Here is a 15,396-nt window from a genome sequence, read left to right as displayed (position 1 = left end):
AGGGGGGAGCGTTGCAATCCGTAAAGATAGGAACCTACGGGATTAGGAGGCGGGCATGAATATCGAATTCGAACCGTTCCTTTCCACGCCGTGGCTCATTGGCATTCTGGTTCCACTGGCGCTGCTGGTGCTGGCAACTGTCGCCCTGCGCATGCGCGGGGGATTGATCCGTCTTCTGGCCGCCGCGGCGCTGGCGCTGGCGCTCTTCAACCCTGTCGTGATCAATGAAGAACGCGAGCCGCTGAAAAGCGTTGTCGCCGTCGTGGTGGACCGCAGCCAGAGCCAGGAACTGGGACAGCGCCGCGCCGATACCGATGCCGCGCTGAAAGCCGTGCAGGATCAGCTTGCCACCATGCCGCAATTCGAAACGCGCGTGGTGGAAACCGGCAAGCCGGGCGAAAACGAGGACGGTTATGCGACGCGGCTTTTCGGGCCGCTGGCCCGCGCCCTGCTCGACGTGCCGCCCACGCGTGTCGCGGGCGCGATCATGATCACCGATGGGCAGGTGCACGATACCCCCGCCAACAAGAACGCGCTGGGCTTCGACGCGCCCTTGCATGCGCTGGTGACCGGCAAGCCGAACGAATTCGACCGCCGTATTCGCTTCAACAAAGCCCCGCGCTATGGCATCAGCGGCAAACCGCTGGAAATGTCGTTCACGGTCATTGACGAGGGCAAAGACCTCGGCATCCCGGCTCGCGTGGAAATCCGCGTCAATGGCGAAGCAGTTTCGCAGGAAGACGCGCAGGTGGGACAGGAAACCCCTGTCACCATCACCCTGCCCCGCGCTGGTGTGAATATCGTTGAAATCGCTACGCCTGGAATTCCCGGTGAAGTAACCGACACCAATAATCGCGCGGTCGCAACCATTGACGGCATTCGCGAAAATCTGCGCGTGCTGCTCGTCTCCGGCGAGCCGCATAATGGCGAGCGCACCTGGCGCAATCTGCTGAAATCCGACGCTGCGGTCGATCTCGTCCACTTCACCATTTTGCGCCCGCCAGAAAAGCAGGACGGCACGCCGATCAACGAACTGTCGCTGATCGCCTTCCCGACGCGTGAGCTGTTCGTGGACAAGGTCAACGAATTCGATCTCATCATTCTGGACCGCTACCAGCATCGCGACGTGCTGCCGCTGCTCTATTACGATTACATCGCGCAATATGTGGAAAATGGCGGCGCGCTGCTGGTCGCTGCCGGGCCGGAATATGCGGGCGAAATGTCGATTGCCCGCACACCGCTTTATAACGCCCTGCCCGCCATGCCGACCGGCACTGTAACCGAAAAGGCGTTCTATCCGCGCCTGACCGATCTCGGCAAACGCCATCCCGTCACGCGCGGTCTGGACGGCAGCGAGCAGGAGCCACCACGCTGGAGCCGTTGGTTCCGCACCATCGACATCACCGCGCCGCAGGGTGAAACGGTGATGAGCGGTGCCGACAACAAGCCGCTTCTCGTTCTCAACCGCGTCGGGAAAGGCCGCGTCGGCATGTTCCTGTCCGATCAGGGCTGGCTATGGGCGCGCGGTTTTGAGGGCGGTGGTCCCTATGCGGCGCTCTATCGCCGCATCGCCCACTGGCTGATGCAGGAGCCGGAGCTGGAAGAAGAAGCGCTCACCGCAGCAGGCAATGGCCGTGTGCTTTCCATCCGCCGCCAGACCATGGGGGACAATCCCGGCACCGCGACCGTCAGCACGCCTTCGGGCAAGGAATTGCCGGTCAATCTCGCCCAGAGCAAGCCGGGGCTGTTCGAAGGGTCGTTGCAGACCGACGAAATCGGTGTCTTCCGGATCAGGAATGGCGATCTGGAAACATTGGCCCATGTCGGGCCCGTAGATGCGCCGGAATTTGCCGACAGCATTTCGACGGTCGATCGTCTGAAGCCGCTCGCCGAGGCGACCGGCGGGTCGGTCTATCGGGTTCATGCAAGCGCCGACAGCGCAGTGCGGGTGCCAGCGATTACGGCTGTCGCCGCCAATCGTACCGCCAGTGGCAATGACTGGATCGGCCTGCGCGAAACCGCCGATACGCAGCTGAAAAGCGTGAACCGTCTGCCGCTATTCTCCGGCTTTCTGGCGCTCGCCGCTCTGCTGCTCGTCTTCGGCGGCATGTGGTATCGCGAAGGGCGGTAATCCGCCCTCGCGCACCGTTCCTCGTCTGACACCCCCGTTGCCCCCTCATCCTGAGCAGGTGCGAAGCACCGTGTCGAAGGGCGAGGGCACGCGCTGATTTCCCCTCTCCTTCGATCCTTCGAAAATCTCAGAGCCTGAATCAAAAAGCGGCATGTGTGTGTGAAAATGGTGATTTTCGAGTACCGGAGCGGAGCGTACTTAAGGTACGTGAGCACCGGAACGTGGAAAATTGCCATTTGCAGCCGCACAGGGCGACTTTTGGAACAGGCTCCCAGGATGATGCGCCGTCTTCGACGGCTCCTCAGGATGAGGGGAAAAGCAAACGTTTTCGCTGAACTGAAATCAGGCCCGGTTGGCGTGGCGCACAATGCCGCTGACGCCGCTTGCGGCGCCGGGGGTGAGTTCGCAGGCGAGCATCCGGCGCGGATCGACCGCCGCTGGCATCACCATGGTGCCAGAAGGCACCATCTTGAAGCCGAACGGTCCATAATAAGGTTCGTCACCGACCAGAATAACCAGCTTGTGACCGGACTTCGTCGCCGCTTCCAGCGATAGACGCATCAGCGTGCCGCCAATGCCCCGCTTCTTCCATTCCGGCCGCACGGCAAGCGGACCCAGCAGAAGCGCTGGCGTCTTGCCGATCACCACCGGCGTCAGCCGTACCGAACCCACCACGATGCCGCCCATCAGGGCAACGAAGGAGAGGTTCAGATCATGCGGGCCACCTTCGCGGATGAAATGCGCAGCGCGGGTAAAGCGCCCTGGTCCGAAAGCTTCGGCATTGATGGCTTCGATTTCAATGTCGTGCGCCGGGCATTCCTGCGCGTAGGTCAGTTCAAGCTGCTGCATGGGCTTAAGATCACAATTGGAGACTTCGGGGACCGTCAGGTCAATGGAATGCATGCCGCGCTCGCAGCGCGGTTTGAGTTTCATCGTCGGATGAAAAGCATTTCCATTATGTGTCTCCTGGGCGACCTAACATTTGGATGATCGCAAATTGGAAACCCCATTACACCAAATTGAGCAGCGGTAAAACCATTTTTTTCAAATTGGCAGTTTCTGCTTCTCTTTTTGGCAGCGTGACGCACTGTTCACGACTTGTCGTGCTGTAAAATCGCCGGTTTCGCTCTATTTTGAGTTCCAAAAGGAGAAATCACATGGGACTTCTGGTCGATGGCAAGTGGCAGGATGTCTGGTACGACACCAAAAGCACAAAAGGCCGCTTCGAGCGCTCGAAATCGCAATTCCGCAACTGGGTAACCGCCGATGGCAGCGCTGGCCCAACTGGCGAAGGCGGCTTCAAGGCTGAACCGGGGCGCTACCATCTTTATGTTTCCTATGCGTGCCCATGGGCACATCGCACGCTGATCTTCCGCGCGCTGAAGAAGCTTGAAGATGTCATTTCAGTTTCGGTCGTGGACTATCTGATGGTGGAAGAAGGCTGGACCTTTTACGGCACCACCGGCAGCACCGGTGATGATCTGTACGGCTCCAAGCGCCTTTATGAAATCTACACCCGCGCCGATCCGAATTATTCCGGTCGCGTTACCGTGCCGGTTCTGTGGGACAAGCAGCGCCAGACGATTGTTTCCAACGAATCGTCAGAAATCATCCGTATGCTCAACACAGCGTTCAATGAATTCGGCGATGCCTCGCTCGACTTCTACCCGGACGCGCTGGCGGCTGAGATCGATGCGCTCAACGATTTCATCTATCCCAATATCAATAACGGCGTTTACCGCGCAGGCTTCGCCACCTCGCAGGATGCTTATGAGGAAGCGTTCAAGCAGTTGTTCGCCGCACTCGACACATTGGAGGACCGTCTGTCCCGCCAGCGCTACCTGGCGGGATCAAGCCTGACGGAAGCAGACTGGCGTCTGTTCACGACGCTGCTGCGTTTTGATCCGGTCTATGTCGGCCATTTCAAATGCAATCTGCGCCGGATCGCCGATTATCCGAACTTGTGGAACTATACGCGCGAGCTTTATCAGGTGCCGGGCGTTGCCTCGACGGTGAATATGGAGCACATCAAGGGCCATTATTACCGCAGTCACAAGACGATCAACCCGACCGGCATTGTGCCAACAGGCCCTGAGATAGACTTTACCGCCCCGCATGACCGGGATCGGTTTTCAAAGAGCTAACCCTTCCGACCCGCACTGCGCCTTTCCTGCAACAGTCCGGATTCCTAATTCAGTTCTCTCTCATTCTCTCGTGCCCCTTTGATCTCGATCAATGGGGCGCCAGGCGACGCAGTTCAGATTGGATGCATCCCCCAAGGACGAAATCCAAGACTGAGACCGTGACCAAGGAGAGATTTGATGAACCGTTTTGCGAAAGGGCTGCTCGCAGCAACCGCGCTGGCCTTTGCCGCACCGGCAGCCTTTGCCGCCGATAGTGTGGTCGCCCCGCCGGCCTCTGAAATTCAGGCGGTGCCTGAAGCGCTTTCACCCTGGCAGATTCGCGTGCGCGCGCTCGGCGTGATTGCGGAAAACAAGGGTCATGTGAACGGCGTTCCGGGTTCCGATCTCGACTATTCCAAGTCGATCACGCCGGAACTCGATATCACCTATTATTTCACCGACAATATCGCCGCCGAACTCATTCTCGGCACGACCTATGCCAATATCAATGGCGCAGGCTCGATCAGCAGTCTGGGCAAGGTTGGCAAAACGTGGATTCTGCCACCGACGCTTACGCTACAGTACCACTTCACCAATTTCGGCGCGTTCAAGCCTTATGTCGGTGCAGGCGTCAACTATACGATCTTCTACAATCAGGATGCGGGCAGCGCGGATTATCTGAAGGTCAAGAACACGTTTGGCGGCGCGCTCCAGTTCGGTGTCGATTATATGATCGACGAACATTGGGGCCTGAACTTCGACGTGAAGAAACTGTTCCTCGAACCGAAATTCGACGTCACCGTCGGCGGGCAGGAATTGAGCGGCAAGGCCAAGCTCAACCCCTGGTTGATCGGTACAGGTATTACCTACCGCTTTTAATTCAGTGCTATTAAAAAGGGCGCGCGCTGCGCGCCCTTTATACCAAAGTATTACTCAGTATCCCCGCTCAGAATCAAACAATAACGCTGGGCGCCAGTGGTATTACCACATCGGCAGCGGTTCCAGATCATACAGCGCTTCCTGCAAGCGCCGCTTGGTGGAGGCCGTGGTGCCTTCTGGTAGATCATCCAGAGGAAAGAAACCGCTTTCGGCGATTTCTCTATCCGGCTCTTTGGGCGCAAGTTGTTCAAAGGAACGGCATACATAAAGTGCAACGTGATCGCGTGGCGAAGCATGGGCATTCTTGTAAAGAGCAAGAAGTTGCGGGCGACTTTTCAGGATAATATTACCTTCTTCCCGCAGTTCTTTTTCCAGCGCCTGTTGAAAAGTCTCCCCACTATCAACACCGCCGCCTGGTAACTGCCAACCCGGCACGTAAGTATGTCTCACTAAAAAAACCGAGTTATTCTTTTCATCATACACAATTGCCCTCACCCCAAGGGTCATGGGGCGTCGCAAAAGAAAATATGAATGAAATATAAAATGACGAAAGCGCATTCCGACTCTCCAGCAAACATTATATGCAGCTATCAATGCAGCAATCGCATCAACAAAAAGTCGCTAAATACGGTTTCTATTTCAGAAATTATCCAGTAAACGGGCCATATGTTTCGCCTCGCTCACATCTCCGATATCCACCTTTCGCCACTGCCGCGTGTGAGATATCGCGAATTGGCATCAAAGCGCATCACTGGTTATATCAATTGGCTGCGCAACCGCGAGGGTGCAATGCATGGAACGGTACTCGATAAACTTGTAGCCGACATGCTGGCGCAAGCGCCGAATCATATTGCCGTCACCGGCGATCTGGTCAATTTGGCTCTCAATCTGGAAATAGACATCGCCTCCGACTGGCTGTCGAAGCTGGGCAATCCCGACGATGTTTCGGTCGTGCCCGGCAATCACGACGCCTATGTGCCCGGCGCACTCGACCGGTCCTGCCGCAAATGGGAGCCGTGGATGCGCGGCGACGGCATCGACAACAAGGGCAAGCGGCCACAATTTCCCTATATGCGGGTGCGCGATGATGTCGCGATGATCGGCGTCTCGTCGGCGCGCGCCACAGCACCCTTCATGGCGAGCGGCGATTTTCGCTCCGCGCAGGCCAAACGCCTCGCCGCAGCACTGGATGAGGCAGGCGCGCGCGGGCTTTTCCGGGTTGTGATGATCCACCATCCGCCGATCCACGGCGCAACGCCGACGCACAAGCGCCTATACGGTATCCGCCGTTTTCAGAAGATCATTCGAAAGCACGGCGCGGAGTTGGTCATTCACGGCCACACCCATCTGGCGACGAAATATGAAATCGACGGACCGAACGGCCAAGTACCGGTGATCTGCGTCCCGTCGGCCAGCCAGAACTATGGCGGCCACAAGCCTCCTGCCCGCTACAATATTTTCAACATTGAACGCAAACCGGACGGCGGCTGGCATTGCCTGTGGGAACAGCACGGCATTGAAGATGTGAGCGAGCGCATTTTCAAGATCTCCGAACAGGAACTCTACACATGAAAAAGGCGGCCAATGGCCGCCTTTTCAACTCGTACAGACGTTCGGCCTATTTGCCGATCACGCGGTTAGCCGCCGATACGATGGCCTCCAGCGAGGCGCTGACGATATTGTCATTGATGCCCGCGCCGAACAGCTTGCCACCCGGATGCGCCATTTCGACATAGGAGATGGCCGATGCGTCCGAACCCTGCTGGAGCGAATGTTCGGAATAATCCACCACCGACATTTTCACCCCGAGATATTTGGACAGCGCGTCGACAAAACCGTCGATCGGACCGGTGCCCTTGCCTTCGATATTCTTCGTCACGCCGTTATCGGTGATTTCGGCGGTGAGAATGCGGCGGCCCTTCTGTTCCGGATCGGGAATGGTGTGGTGATCCACGAACTTGATGCGGGCATCGGACTGCGTCACATAGAGCTTCTGGAACTCTTCATGAATGCGCTTCGACGGCAATTCCTTGCCTTCGTCGTCGGTGATCTGCTGGATGATTTCGCGGAACTCGACCTGCAGATTGCGCGGCAGGTTCAAGCCGTAATCGGCCTGCAGGATATAGGCGATGCCGCCCTTGCCCGACTGCGAATTGATGCGGATGATCGCTTCATAGGAGCGACCTACATCCTGCGGATCGATCGGCAGATAAGGCACTTCCCAAACCGGCGAATTGGCCGACTTGCGCGCCTTCATGCCCTTGTTGATCGCATCCTGATGCGAACCGGAGAAGGCGGTATAGACCAGCTCGCCGACATAGGGGTGGCGCTCCGCGATCTTCAGCTGGTTCGAATATTCATAGACATCCTTCATCCGATTGATGTCGGTGCAATCCAGCTCGGGATCGATGCCCTGCGTGTACATATTCAGCGCCAGCGTCACCACGTCCACATTGCCGGTGCGCTCGCCGTTGCCAAACAAAGTGCCTTCCACGCGGTCGGCACCGGCCATCAGGCCCAGTTCCGTCGCAGCGATGCCCGTACCGCGGTCATTGTGCGGATGCAGCGAAATAATCAGGTTCTCGCGATTGTCGAGATTGCGGCACATCCATTCGATCTGGTCGGCATAGACATTCGGCGTGTTCATTTCCACCGTGGACGGCAGATTGACGATCAGCTTGTTGTCCGCCGTCGGCTTCACGATCTCGATGACCGCATTGCAGATTTCCAGCGCCACATCCAGTTCCGTGCCGGTAAAGCTTTCCGGCGAATACTGGAAGCGATAGCCGCCGCCTGCCTTGGCAGCCATATCCATGATCATCTTGGCGGCATCGGTCGCGATCTGCTTGATTCCGCCCACATCCTTGGCGAAAACCACGCGGCGCTGCAATTCACTGGTCGAATTGTAGAAATGGATGATCGGCGTCTTTGCGCCTTCCAAAGCCTCAAATGTGCGGGTGATCAGTTCCGGGCGGCACTGCACCAGGACCTGCAAATCCAGTTCGTCCGGAACATTGCCCTGTTCAATCGCCCACCGGCAGAAGTCGAAATCCGTCTGCGAGGCCGATGGGAAGCCGATCTCGATTTCCGGGAAACCCATATCGACCAGCAAACGGAACATGCGCTCCTTGCGGTCGTGGCCCATCGGGTCGATCAGCGCCTGATTGCCGTCGCGCAAATCGACCGAACACCAGATCGGCGCCTTTTCGATCCGCTTCGATGGCCAGGTACGGTCATCGAGCTTCGGGGCCGGGAACGGCGAATATTTGGTGGCTGCGTCCCGCATGCCTTTACGTTCGGCTTCGGCTACGGATTGCGGCGTGATAACGGACTGGTTCATTTCTCGTTTCCTCCCGGCTTCTGGACGGCATTACAGCTCGTCAAGCACGGATATTCATGATCGATTATAAGGGTTTTCTGAAAAGGAGCACAGGCCAGCGGGACCGTTTTCGACCGCCGGACGCTCCTTCAACGAGCCCGGCGATCGCCGCTAAGGCCGAGGGTAAGAAGCGAGTTGAGAACGCAAACATCGACGCGCGCGCCAGTGGCGGCAGCCGAATGTTCCAGAGATGTTGCGTTCTTCGTCATCATGGTCAAGCTTTTACACGCGCGATTTGGCCGACGCAAGATGGATTTACGACAGCTGCCTCAGTCATACCTGTTTTTAAATCAGGCGAATGGCACAGCACTTGTCCCCAAAGGCAGCTTCGCTTCGTCCTCCGGCTCGACATGGATCACCACGCGGGCGCTACTGATCTGCTGCTTCAGCGCATCCTCAATGCGGTCACAGATCACATGCGCATCGCCAACGCTCATGTTGGCCGCGACAACCAGATGAAACTCGATGAAGGTGACGCGTCCGGCAATACGGGTTTTCAGGTCGTGCACTTCGATGGCGCCGGCGGCATTGGCCGAAATGACATCGCGGATGCGCATTTCTTCGACAGGCTCGACGCCAATATCCATCAGGCCCTGCACCGACGAATTGATCACATGCCAGCCCTGCCACAGAATATTAAGCGCCACGACAATGGCGAGCAGTGGATCAAGTATCGCCCAGCCGGTGACGATCGCCCCAACCAAGCCAACCAGCACGCCAGCCGAGGTGACAACGTCGGTCATGATATGCTTGCCATCGGCTTCCAGCGCCGGGGAGCGCGCGCTGCGCCCGATGCGGATCAGCAGCATCGCCCAAACAGCGTTGATGGCGGCAGCGACAGCGTTGATGCCAAGGCCAAGCCATGGCTCTTCGAGCTGGCGTGGCGTTTCCAGTGCAAACCAGGCTTCCCGAAAGATCAACAGCGCCGCGACACTGATCAGCACGCCTTCAACAACAGCCGATATATATTCTGCCTTATGATGGCCGAAGGGGTGGTTTTCGTCGGCGGGCTTATAGCTGACGCTGATCGCCCACCACGCGCCCATGGACGCAATTACATTGACGATGGATTCGAGCGCATCCGAATAAAGGGCCACGGAGCCTGTGAGCAGATAGGCCACATATTTCAGACCCATCACTCCCAGAGCAACCGGAATCGACCAAGCGGCTAGCCGCCGAACTCTTGCACTCGCGTCCATGACGAACCTTTGATTTGTCCTAATTACGGCCCGAAAATCGGGAATTGGCCAATTCGAGGCCCATCACTCATGCGTATCGACTCGAACCCGGGATAACTTCCCGAAGCCGGTCAAGTCCTATGCAATAGCATTTTAATGACCGCTCTATAGCCCAGTTTGGTCCAAGTTCGTACCCCTGTTTTTTCAGTTATCGCATTTAATTTTCTTCTGCAAATGCAAGGCATTACAGTTGCAAATGAGTTGCTACAGCAAGCAGCGAAAATGCGCCTTCGACACCCCAAAACAAAACCGGCCACAGGGTGCCTGCGACCGGTTGAGTATGCTGACGATTACGGGCCTGGTCAGTAGTTGCTGCGACGCTTCTTATGCTTGCCCGCCAGATGCGTGACCACATTTTCGATCATGCGCATACCAGCATTATGGCCGAGCGTCATGATCGATTCCGGGTGGAACTGAACAGCCGCCACCGGCTCCTTCTTATGCTCGAAAGCCATGATCACACCGTCTTCGGTTTCCGCCGTGACGAGGAAATCGTCCGGCAGACGCTCCGGATCGGCAAAGATCGAATGATAACGTCCGACCGTCACTTCCTTCGGCAGACCGGAGAAAATGCGTTCCGGCTTCGACACGCGAATGCGCGACGGCTTGCCGTGCATCGGAATGCGCAACTGGCGCAGTGTGCCGCCATAGGCTTCAGCCAGCGCTTGCAGCCCAAGGCAGACGCCGAAGATTGGCAGTTCGCGCTTGCGGGCCTTGTCGATGGTTGCCTTGCAGTCGAAATCCTGCGGCGAGCCGGGTCCGGGCGAAAGCACCACGAGATCAGGATTGACGCGGTCGAAAATATCGTCGGCAACCGGCGAACGCACCGTCGAAACGGTTGCGCCCGTCTGACGGAAATAGTTGGCCAGCGTGTGCACGAAGGAATCTTCGTGATCCACCAGCAGGACCGAGATGCCCTCGCCCACCTTGGCGGCAACGCGTTCTTCCGCGATCTGATTGCTCTTCTGTGCCTCACGGACAGCCGCGATCATAGCCGATGCTTTCAGCTCGGTTTCGGCTTCTTCCTCTTCCGGGTTGGAATCGAACAGCAGCGTCGCACCGGCGCGGATTTCAGCCACGCCATCCTTGATGCGAATGGTGCGCAGCGTCAGGCCGGTATTCATGTCGCCGTTGAAATGCATCATGCCGATGGCGCCACCGTACCACGCGCGCGGGCTGCGCTCGTTTTCTTCCAGAAAACGCATCGCCCACAATTTCGGCGCGCCGGTCACGGTCACAGCCCATGCGTGGCTGAGGAAGCCGTCAAAGGCGTCCATGCCGTCGCGCAGGCGACCTTCGATATGATCGACCGTGTGGATCAGGCGCGAATACATTTCAATCTGGCGGCGACCGATCACCCGCACCGAACCCGGCTCGCAGACGCGGCTTTTGTCGTTGCGATCCACATCCGAACACATGGTCAGTTCGGATTCATCCTTCTTGGAATTGAGCAGTTTCAGGATCTGCTCCGAATCCGAAATCGCGTCCTCGCCGCGCTTGATCGTGCCCGAAATCGGACAGGTCTCGATGCGGCGACCATTGACGCGCACGAACATTTCCGGCGATGCGCCGACCAGATATTCGTTTTCTCCAAGGTTGATGAAGAAGGAATAAGGCGACGGATTGATCGTCTTCAGGCGGCGGAAGATTTCCGACGGTGCGGTGTGGCAGCGCTCATAGAAAGTCTGGCCCGGCACCACTTCGAACAGGTCGCCCCGCTTGAAGCTATCCTTGGCGCGCTCGACGAGCTTTGCGTATTCGCCCGGATTGTGATCGCCGCGCGGCAAGGTGCGCTCCGATGGCTTGAACGCCTCGGAAGGCGTTGCCCGTGCCAGACCATGCGTGGAAGACCCGCCGCAGCTGAACTCATAGCGATCCACCCAGGCGCGTGCGGCGTAATGGTCGGCGACGAAGATTTCGTCGGGAATGAACAGCACCAGATCGCGCTGGGTTTCGGGGCGCTTCAGCTTGTACTGGATCGGATCGAACTGGAATGCCAGATCATAGCCGAAAGCACCGTAGAGGCCGAGATTGGCGTCTTCTTCCGAGAAGAAAAGCCCGACAATGGCGCGCAGTACGGTAAATACCGAAGGCATACGCGAGCGCTCTTCTTCGGTGAATGCGCCTGTCGGCTCCGCGATGGTCAGTTCGATGCGGTCCTCGGTGGATGCGTCCACCGTCACTTCGCCCAAGGCCTGCACGGTCTCCAGAATGGGGCGTAGCAGGATCACGCCGCGGGCGTTCAATGCCTCGATGCGCATGGTGCGCTGGCGCGAGGTGATGACCACCGGCGGATCGACGATTGCCGTATCCCATCGCGTGTAGCGGCCTGGATATTCGTAATTGGACGAGAACACTGCACCGCGTCTTTCATTAAGCACATCGATGTAGGTTTCGATGGCGCCCTTATACGCAGTGAGATGGCGCACGCGCTCGACGACAATGCCGCCGGCCGTTTCGTGCTGAAATATCTCGCTATCCGCTATCTTCGCATTCATGGTCGGCTAATCCCAATTGCTTTGGTTTTTCGAATATTTCCGGGCTTCGGTCCCATTCGGGCAGCCAAACAAAAAGGCCGCCCGGATAATCCCAGCGGCCCTGTCTCCTGAACGCATATGCGCAAACGCCTGCGTGGCCGCTTTTAGCGAGCCCACCACCAACCGTTGATGCGAATGTGCGAAATGTTCATGGGCGCTAGTGTTAGCGCTCCGCCCCGCCCCTTGCAACCGGAAAATTTCAAGCCCGCTTTTTCCACGGCGGCAGCAATGCGATACCTGATAATTCTGTCAGGCATACACCTGTCAGAATTATTGCTAGACCTGCGCAGCGGGCAAAAGAAAAGTCCGGACACCACGGAAGGTCCGGACTTTCCCCTGTCCTTAATGAGGACATACAGACAAGGAAGCGGGGTGCCTTGCCTGATCACAACGAGGCTCCTCGCCCCCCAAATGACTAAATTTATAAGTGTAATACGATTTTTAGTATGGCCAAACACTACCATGGGTTGCATATTCTTGGCAACTAGTAATTGATTCGATCTTACCTGTTCGTATTTGACACAGGCCGCGACTGCCCCCGTAAATTTGTCGGCCTTCCACCAAGTTTCGTCTTGCGCCCAGCCCCGATTTCAGATTCATTCCCGTGACTTAATTCAGAATGAATGCATGAAGAAAAGAGTCGCCACGAACAGGCGACCATTTGGGGACACACGCATGAAGAACCTTGATGCCATGGACCGGAATATCCTGCAGGCCCTTCAGGAGAACGGGCGCCTGACTAATACCGAGCTTGCCGATCGCATCAATCTCTCGCAGACAGCCACAGCCGAACGCGTCAAGCGCCTGACGCGCGAAGGCTACATTCTGGGCTATTCGGCACGGCTGTCGCCCAAGATGCTCGACCGCGCCATGCTTGTGTTCATCGAGATCAAACTCGACCGCACGACGCCGGAAGTCTTCGAGACCTTTGCGACTTTTACGCGCAACAATCCCGACGTTCTGGAATGCCATATGGTGGCGGGCGGCTTCGACTATCTCGTCAAAGCCCGCGTTTCCGATATGGACCATTATCGTCGTTTTCTCTCCGAAGCGCTGCTTTCGCTGCCCGGTGTGCGGGAATCGCACACCTATGCCGTCATGGAAGAAGTCAAGGAAACCGCGCATATCGCGGTTTAAAAGACCGCTCATCGCGGTCAGCTGCTGTCAGGATCATCACCTTCCCTGCAAGAGAGTGCTTGTCAAAAGATGATTACGGGTATATACCCGCATCATGGCACATTCCTGTTTCTGTATCCTTCTGCGTCAGGCATCACGCAAGACCTCCGCCATCTATGACGAGGCGCTGGCACCGCTTGGCATCAATGTCGCACAGTTCAGTCTGCTGCGTCGGCTCGACCGTGCGGGAACGCTGTCGATCACCGAACTGGCGCGCATGGCGGAGCTTGATCGTTCAACCATGGGGCGCAATGCCAAGGTGCTGCAGCGGATGGGCCTGATCGAGCCCGGCGACGGTCAGGATCACCGCGAAACCAATATCAGATTGACCGATACGGGCCGGGACCTTCTCGCCCGTGGCGGTCCGCTCTGGGACAAAGCCCAGGAAGAAATCGAGACGAAACTTGGAAATGATGGGGTTCAACAGTTGCAGGCGCTGCTTCAGGCACTCTGAAGTCGGTGGACGCGATCCCCTACTTAAAATTGACTGGAAACAATGACGGAGCGGGCTGTGATCGCTACGAACGCCGCTGCTCGCCTTCCTATCCGTGGCCATTTTTGCAAAAATGGTCCTAACCGAAAGCGCTCAAGATGATATCTGCCCGCCTCGCACGCGTTCTCGAACAGAGAAACATCCATTACGGATGGGTTGTCGCCGCCATCACCTTCCTGACCATGCTGGCAACGGCTGCCGCCATGGGTTCGGCAGGTATATTGATCGAACCGCTCCAGCGCGAGTTCGGCTGGACCAACGCCAATATCTCCTTCGCCATGGCACTGCGTCTGGTTCTGTTCGGCCTGATGGGTCCTTTCGCCGCCGCTTTCATGAACCAGTTCGGCCTGCGCCGCGTTGTAACCGCAGCGCTGATCCTGATCGCCAGCGGCCTCGTCGGTTCCATCTTCATGACTGAGGAATGGCAGATGGTGGGCCTTTGGGGCATCGTCATCGGCGTCGGCACCGGCATGACTGCGCTTGTGCTGGGCGCGACCGTTGCCGCGCGCTGGTTTGAAAAGCGCCGTGGCCTCGTTGTTGGCCTGATGACGGCCAGCAATGCAACTGGCCAGCTCGTCTTCATGCCGATCCTCGCCAGTGTCAGCCAGACCATCGGCTGGCGCACATCGCTCACCATCGTCATCGGGTTTCTGACCGTTGCACTGCTGCTGGTTCTGGCGCTGATGCGCGATCACCCGGCAGATATCGGCCTCAAGCCCTATGGCCGCACGGCACCGCTGCCCGCGCCGGAACCGATGAAGAGTTTTGGCGCCATGCTCGCCTCGCCACTCGTCACCCTGCGTGAAGCATCGTCCACGGCCACATTCTGGGTGTTGTTCCTGACCTTCTTCGTCTGTGGCTTTTCGACAAACGGCCTCATCCAGACCCACTGGATCACGCTTTGCGGCGACTATGGCATTGCGCCGGTCGGTGCGGCTGGTATCCTTGCCGTCATCGGAGCATTCGACCTGATCGGCACGATCATGTCCGGCTGGCTGTCGGACCGTTTCGACAATCGCTGGCTGCTGTTCTGGTTCTATGCGCTGCGCGGCCTATCGCTGATCTATCTGACCTTCACCGACTTCTCGGTCTATGAACTGGCGCTGTTCGCCGTCTTCTACGGCCTGGACTGGGTCGCAACGGTGCCACCAACTGTAAAGCTCGCCGCCGAACGTTTCGGCCCGGAAAAGGCCGGTCTGGTCTTTGGCTGGGTGTTCACCGGACACCAGATCGGCGCGGCAGCGGCTGCCGGTTTTGCGGGATTCGTCCGCACCGACTATGACAGCTATACGCCGGCACTCGTTTTGGCTGGCGCCATGTGCCTTGCGGCGGCGGCGATGGTGTTCATCATCAACCGCCCTGCCCCGCGTGTGGTGTTGCAGGCTTCCTAGAGCATTTCCAGCAAAAGTGCGAAGCGGTTTTGCGTCGGATAATGCGTAA

The 15,396-nt window shown here is 57.7% G+C and carries 12 protein-coding genes; 7 read left to right on the top strand and 5 right to left on the bottom strand.

From position 1 onward, the window contains the following. Positions 1-55 precede the first annotated feature (55 nt). A complete protein-coding gene (locus HWD97_RS09365) occupies positions 56-2,131 on the top strand; it encodes a hypothetical protein (RefSeq protein ID WP_109369517.1) in 2,076 nt (691 codons plus the stop codon). 342 nt (positions 2,132-2,473) lie between these two features. Here the strand turns inward: HWD97_RS09365 and HWD97_RS09360 are convergent, their stop codons facing one another. Further along, complete coding sequence (locus tag HWD97_RS09360) at positions 2,474-2,980, bottom strand: GNAT family N-acetyltransferase (protein ID WP_109370280.1); 507 nt, start codon at positions 2,978-2,980, stop codon at positions 2,474-2,476. Positions 2,981-3,288: 308 nt separating this feature from the next. On the opposite strand from HWD97_RS09360, the gene HWD97_RS09355 reads away from it, so the two are divergent. Together HWD97_RS09355 and HWD97_RS09350 are read left to right on the top strand one after the other, a co-directional pair. Continuing rightward, a complete protein-coding gene (locus HWD97_RS09355; RefSeq protein WP_109369518.1) occupies positions 3,289-4,275 on the top strand; it encodes a glutathione S-transferase family protein in 987 nt (328 codons plus the stop codon). Between the two features lie 177 nt (positions 4,276-4,452). Further along, entirely contained in the window at positions 4,453-5,133 is a 681-nt protein-coding gene (locus HWD97_RS09350) for an OmpW family protein (protein WP_109369519.1), read from the top strand. Positions 5,134-5,235: 102 nt separating this feature from the next. Here HWD97_RS09350 and HWD97_RS09345 read toward each other — a convergent pair whose 3' ends face one another. Further along, the gene (locus HWD97_RS09345; RefSeq protein WP_109369520.1) at positions 5,236-5,691 is read right to left on the bottom strand and encodes an NUDIX domain-containing protein; all 456 of its coding nucleotides are present in this window, start codon (positions 5,689-5,691) and stop codon (positions 5,236-5,238) included. Positions 5,692-5,799: 108 nt separating this feature from the next. Here HWD97_RS09345 and HWD97_RS09340 point away from each other — a divergent pair, with 108 nt between their 5' ends. After that, a complete protein-coding gene (locus HWD97_RS09340; RefSeq protein WP_371834964.1) occupies positions 5,800-6,705 on the top strand; it encodes a metallophosphoesterase in 906 nt (301 codons plus the stop codon). A gap of 46 nt (positions 6,706-6,751) precedes the next feature. Here HWD97_RS09340 and leuA read toward each other — a convergent pair whose 3' ends face one another. The 3 genes from leuA to HWD97_RS09325 all read right to left on the bottom strand — a co-directional run bounded on the left by leuA (position 6,752) and on the right by HWD97_RS09325 (position 12,248). Further along, positions 6,752-8,473, bottom strand: coding sequence for a 2-isopropylmalate synthase (gene leuA / locus HWD97_RS09335; protein WP_109369522.1), 1,722 nt, complete (start codon positions 8,471-8,473; stop codon positions 6,752-6,754). 329 nt (positions 8,474-8,802) lie between these two features. Further along, positions 8,803-9,711: a cation diffusion facilitator family transporter gene (locus HWD97_RS09330; RefSeq protein WP_109369523.1), complete on the bottom strand. Its 909-nt coding sequence runs from the start codon at positions 9,709-9,711 to the stop codon at positions 8,803-8,805. Between the two features lie 341 nt (positions 9,712-10,052). Further along, complete coding sequence (locus HWD97_RS09325) at positions 10,053-12,248, bottom strand: anthranilate synthase component I (protein WP_109369524.1); 2,196 nt, start codon at positions 12,246-12,248, stop codon at positions 10,053-10,055. Between the two features lie 714 nt (positions 12,249-12,962). Here HWD97_RS09325 and HWD97_RS09320 point away from each other — a divergent pair. The 3 genes from HWD97_RS09320 to HWD97_RS09310 all read left to right on the top strand — a co-directional run bounded on the left by HWD97_RS09320 (position 12,963) and on the right by HWD97_RS09310 (position 15,347). Continuing rightward, positions 12,963-13,424, top strand: a complete 462-nt coding sequence (locus tag HWD97_RS09320; protein ID WP_078338776.1) for an Lrp/AsnC ligand binding domain-containing protein — start codon at positions 12,963-12,965, stop codon at positions 13,422-13,424. A 94-nt stretch (positions 13,425-13,518) separates the two neighbouring features. Next, complete coding sequence (locus tag HWD97_RS09315; protein ID WP_140024239.1) at positions 13,519-13,917, top strand: MarR family winged helix-turn-helix transcriptional regulator; 399 nt, start codon at positions 13,519-13,521, stop codon at positions 13,915-13,917. A 137-nt stretch (positions 13,918-14,054) separates the two neighbouring features. Next, the gene (locus HWD97_RS09310) at positions 14,055-15,347 is read left to right on the top strand and encodes an MFS transporter (protein WP_371834963.1); all 1,293 of its coding nucleotides are present in this window, start codon (positions 14,055-14,057) and stop codon (positions 15,345-15,347) included. Positions 15,348-15,396 lie beyond the last annotated feature (49 nt).

Source organism: Ochrobactrum sp. C6C9 (assembly GCF_022627935.1).
GTDB lineage: Bacteria > Pseudomonadota > Alphaproteobacteria > Rhizobiales > Rhizobiaceae > Brucella > Brucella teleogrylli.
This window is presented reverse-complemented; position numbering and strand designations above follow the sequence as displayed.